5 protein-coding genes are annotated in these 4,453 nt (G+C 57.2%); all 5 read right to left on the reverse strand.

Features of this window, described 5'->3' with window-relative positions:
* Positions 1–360: 360 nt before the first annotated feature.
* Positions 361–672, reverse strand: coding sequence for an endonuclease (locus AO268_RS32130; protein WP_028619973.1), 312 nt, complete (start codon positions 670–672; stop codon positions 361–363).
* An 89-nt stretch (positions 673–761) separates the two neighbouring features.
* Positions 762–2,150: a hypothetical protein gene (locus tag AO268_RS32135; protein WP_011600755.1), complete on the reverse strand. Its 1,389-nt coding sequence runs from the start codon at positions 2,148–2,150 to the stop codon at positions 762–764.
* Positions 2,150–3,268 carry a toxic anion resistance protein gene (locus AO268_RS32140; protein WP_011600754.1) on the reverse strand — a complete coding sequence of 373 codons (1,119 nt, stop codon included), beginning with the start codon at positions 3,266–3,268 and terminating at the stop codon, positions 2,150–2,152. The genes AO268_RS32135 and AO268_RS32140 overlap by 1 nt, the downstream gene beginning before the upstream one ends.
* Before the next feature lie 10 nt (positions 3,269–3,278).
* Entirely contained in the window at positions 3,279–4,052 is a 774-nt protein-coding gene (locus AO268_RS32145; RefSeq protein ID WP_011600753.1) for a tellurite resistance protein, read from the reverse strand.
* Between the two features lie 140 nt (positions 4,053–4,192).
* Entirely contained in the window at positions 4,193–4,378 is a 186-nt protein-coding gene (locus tag AO268_RS32150; protein WP_257154498.1) for a transposase, read from the reverse strand.
* Between the last annotated feature and the right edge of the window lie 75 nt (positions 4,379–4,453).

The following is a 4,453-nucleotide window of genomic DNA, read 5'->3' on the forward strand; positions in this document are numbered from 1 at the left end:
CTGCATTACGGCGACACGTTCAAGCTTGAGCAGGTAGAACCAACTGGTGCGTAGGCCCTGGCTTCCTATTGCTCAACTTTTAAGGCGTCAGGGTAGAACCATGAGCAGATAAAAAGAGGATCAATGTGCACTGCCGTCGTTGATGTGAAGCGGGTTGGACCTACGTGGGGTATACCTGAAAATCGTATGGGGAATTCAGTCCCGGTTAGCGAACGAGGTCCTCACGTGCGTCTTTCATCAGGGTCCGAGCCATCAGCTCAATATGACCGTTTGTAGTACCGCAGTCCTTCACCTTCTTACGTCGATCCGGCACGCGCAGCAGTGCAGCAATACAGAACACAATCGCTATTGCGCTTGCGCTCAATGGGGAAGCCCTTGTAGTACGAAAATTTCCGTTTTCTCTATTCGCCCCCATTCGATGCGCTGCGCGCGATTCTCCTGAGCGCGGACTTCGTACCCGCACGAGGCGAAGTCCACACGGCCTCCGGATCGCCCTACCCACTTCCAGTCGCACCCACAGTAAAGATCGCCGGCTTCGCTGGTGTTGCGGTCGTAGTAGACCTTCTGGCGTAGCTCAACCTTGGCCTGCTCGAAGGTCGTAGGTGCGGAGGCAAGAGCGAAGTGAGACGTGGCCATCTGCATGGCCAAAAACATCATGAGGATCGATTTCACGGTCTTTTCCTTAAAACAAGGGTGATTCCAGGCTATTCAGGGGAAAAAAAACCCAAGCAAGGCTTGGGTTTGAGCGCTGCTCGCAGTAGCTACCGCAGCGGGGTAAGAAGCTCGCCAATGCGACGAACCCTGCGAAAGATAATTTGCGCGATCGATTCATGGCCCGTGGCAATGACACCAAACAACCCTGCCAGGAGAAGTGCCCAGAAGCTGTTGCGCTTCCAGTCGCTTGCCTCGGCCAAGGCACTCTGGCGATGCTGTTCGGCTCGATCAGAAAGAGACGGGCTTTCTGGGCCAAGCGCAGTTGCCTCGATGGCGTAGGCAATGCCGGCCGGCACGGAAAAGTCGCCCTTAATTTTTCCCTCTCGCAGATTTTTCGCTGTCAGAACAACCCACTTCGAGGAGCTGCCGCCGGCAACAGATGCTTGGGCTAGCACATACGCCCTGGCCACCTCGTCCAGATCCTCTCTGGAGCTGAGCAGACGCTGAAGCGTCGGTAGGTTCTTAGACTCAACCGCGGAATAAAACTCGCTGGGCTTGCTTGCCGTGCTTGCCGTGCCCGGATCTAGTATCCCCAGAAACGCTCCCATGATGTGCGGCATCATGCCGACCATGACGGCGGGAACGATGTTGAACAAGCGTCCGGTAATAACCGCAAGGCCTACACCCGCAATCATTGCAACCGCGCTGATCATTTTGAGAGCTGTGCTATTGAGGATCGAGTCGACGGCTGATTCGACCCCCATCAACCCGCCAATACCGCCGCCCTCGTGGCCCGATGCTTGGAAGGCCTTGGCGATCGCATCAGGAACCAGGATCTGGTCAATAGCCGTTGTTGGCTCTGCGGCGATACCCAGCGCGTAAAATACGCCCCCGAATACCGCCAAACCCAGGGCGGTACCACCGTAGATGAGCGTGCCTTTGCGTAGCTTCTTCGCCCGCGAGATCAGTTCCTGGAGGGGCGCGTCAAAAGGCGTCGGCGCTTTTGCCGGCAAAGCTGGTTCGGGTTGGGCTCGATGTGTCTTCTGCGCTGTCGGCTCTGCTTTCGCTTCGTTTGAGGCTTGTTCGTGCTTGGCGGTGACATGTACCGTTTGCCCAACCGGCTGCCGTAATAGCTTCAGATCCTGACCGAGCACACGCTGTGTCTTGCCTGCAACGAGACCACGAGATATTTCCTTTCTACGAGCACCGTAATTAGCGAGGAGCTTGTCGAGCTCTGCATCAGGAACGTCCTTCGCGGCGACTTTTCCATCAACAAGCAGCGTGTACAACTGCGGGTCAACCTCTGGAGTCTGCCTGGACAGTTCCAGCTCTTGACCGAGAACGCGCTCGGTCTGGCCAGCCATCAGCCTATTCAAGGTACTGTCCTCCACGACGCCATAGTCATTCAAGAGACTCGATAGCTGCGCTAAGGGAATGTTTTCCTTCGAAACGAGGCCGTCGACCCGCAACCGGAAAAGTTGGACTGGTTCGGTCATCAGTGAAGCTCCTTCACTTCATCAGTCCTGCCCAGGCGCTTCTGGAGATCGAGACGCATGCCCTGGATCTCTTTCTCTGCGGCCTTGCGTTGAGCTACGCCCTCACGCTGGATTTTGATTACGTCTTCGACGGTCTGGATCAGCGTGGCCTGGACCTTCTGCAAGGTGTCCACGTCGATTACCAACCGCTGGTTAGCTTTGGCCGTCTCTACGGAGTTGCGGTGCAGCAGCTCGGCGTTGCGTTTGAGGAGATCGTTGGTGGTGTCGTCGATTTTGGTGGCCAGCTGGACGGCGTTCCGCTGCTCGTTCAGCGTCAAAGCCAGCATGAATTGGCGCTTCCAAGCCGGCACAGTGATTTCCCGGATGGTGTGGAACTTGTCCACCAGCATCTGGTTATTCGCTTGAATCATCCGAATCGTCGGGAGGCTCTGCATCGCGGACTGCTGGAGCGCCGTGAGGTCGCCAATACGCTTGTCGAGGTTGGAGATCAGTGCATCCAGATCCGCAACTTGCTGCAAGCGGGCCGGGTCGTTCCCGATGTTCGCCCGAAGCTGAGAAACCTGCATCTGTAGCTCCGCAAGGCGCTGCTTACCGGCGGCAATGTGGATGCCAAGCAGGCGATGCTCCTCGCGTACCGCAACGAACATGGACTCGAGGCCGGTATTCCGAGCAGAAATGCCCGCTTGTGTTTGGTCGACTTCAGCAACGAGCTTTTCAATTTGCTCTCGCGTGGTGTCGAACTGACCCATGACGGACTTGCCGCGCAGGGTTACTTTGTCAATCAGCGGGCCGATGACAGGGATGCGCGAACGGCGATTGGAAAGCGCGCTGACATTGAGCGACTGCGCGACGGCAACCACCTCGCTCAGCTTTGCGCCGGCATCGTCCAGGTCGCTGTTACGAACCTGGTCGAGCAAGCTGTCGGCGTAGGAGGACGTGTGTTCTGCCACTTCCCTGCCGAACTGAGAAACCGAGAGCGGGTTTTCTGCCTGGATCAGTGCCGCTACAGCCTTGATCTGGGGGATGTCCTGTTCCTGGAGACCGAGAGCCTGAAGCCCAGCTGGGGTAAGCTCGGTGTTGGTAGTGGCGAGATCTGTCACGGTAATTTCCTGCTGCATGTTTTGCTCCTCAGTGCTTCACGCCATTCAGGCTTTCAGACAGGCTGGCCATCAGCGCCTGATGCGCCTTGCTGGCAGCCTCGACCATCGCCGGGCTCATGTGTTTGGTGGTGATCAGGGTAAGGGTGTGTTGCCGCCATACTGGAACCAGTACGGTGACTGTCTCTCGGAAGCGATCGAGCATGTCGAGGGCTTGGGCGCGGCTCAGCTTCATCTGGCTAACGCTCAGTTCGTGTGAGGCCAGAAGTGTTGCCAAGTTGGCGAGCTTTCGCGCCAGCCGCTCTCGCGGCCGATCAAACTCGATCTCCCCCTCCGCTACCGTCCCGATGAGAGGGTTCTCTTCGAGGAATTCGCGCCCGGCCTGGATGAACACTTTCAGTGCTTCCGCCTCTTCGGCGTGGGCAACGATCATTCTGCTGATGGCACTGACCGTATCGCGTACACCTTGGGCGTGTCCTTCAGCTTCGGCCAGTAGCTGTTCCAGTGTTGACCGGGCGACTTGATAGCGAACCTGCTTTTCCACGGCTCCGCCCAGAACCTTCTCGAACCAGGTCGGCTTCCGGGTAATCTGCTCCGGCGAGGCGTCGGCCATTTTCGAGAGGATTTCTGCGATTTTGGCCGCAAGCGCTGCCGCCGACCCGCTCTCCATGAGATCTGATAGTTGATCGATTTTGGCAGAGCTATCCGCTACGCCCCCGTACTCGCCGAGGCGAGCCGGGAAAGCAAACAACTCAGGGAGTACCTGCTGTTTGAGGTGGTCGATGTTGACCACTGAATGAGTCATGGCGGAAAATTTCTCCTTGGATTTGTTGGAGATCGTACCTGCCGTATTCCTTGGCGGGTTGTTATTTCAGACGCTTTTACCGACTGAAAGCGCAGCTCGAAGTCGTTGTATCGCGATCTCGAATTGACATCCTCCCCGGCCTAAGCGCCGGGGATTCCCTCTACAGGACGCTCATGTCCGAGCGCGAGAATGTTCCTGGCCGCGTTCTCGTCGCGGTCGTGAGTGACACCGCACTCACAGATCCATTCCCTTATTCCAAGCCCTGCGATACCTCTCGGCCTGCTGTCGGGCAATGCACCGCAACAGCTACATGTAACGGCTTGCAAACGAAAACGTCCCGACCTGCAATCAATACGATTTTCGACCGGAATTAACTGCGACTGACCGGCCCGGCAAACCAG

The sequence above is a fragment of the Pseudomonas sp. ICMP 8385 genome, from assembly GCF_002699915.1.
Taxonomy (GTDB): Bacteria; Pseudomonadota; Gammaproteobacteria; order Pseudomonadales; family Pseudomonadaceae; genus Aquipseudomonas; species Aquipseudomonas gessardii.

Coding starts and splice junctions, on each gene's coding strand:
- AO268_RS32135 (WP_011600755.1), bottom strand. CDS start 2,150: ATGACCGAACCAGTCCAACTTTTCCGGTTGCGGGTCGACGGCCTCGTT.
- AO268_RS32145 (WP_011600753.1), bottom strand. CDS start 4,052: ATGACTCATTCAGTGGTCAACATCGACCACCTCAAACAGCAGGTACTC.
- AO268_RS32140 (WP_011600754.1), bottom strand. CDS start 3,268: ATGCAGCAGGAAATTACCGTGACAGATCTCGCCACTACCAACACCGAG.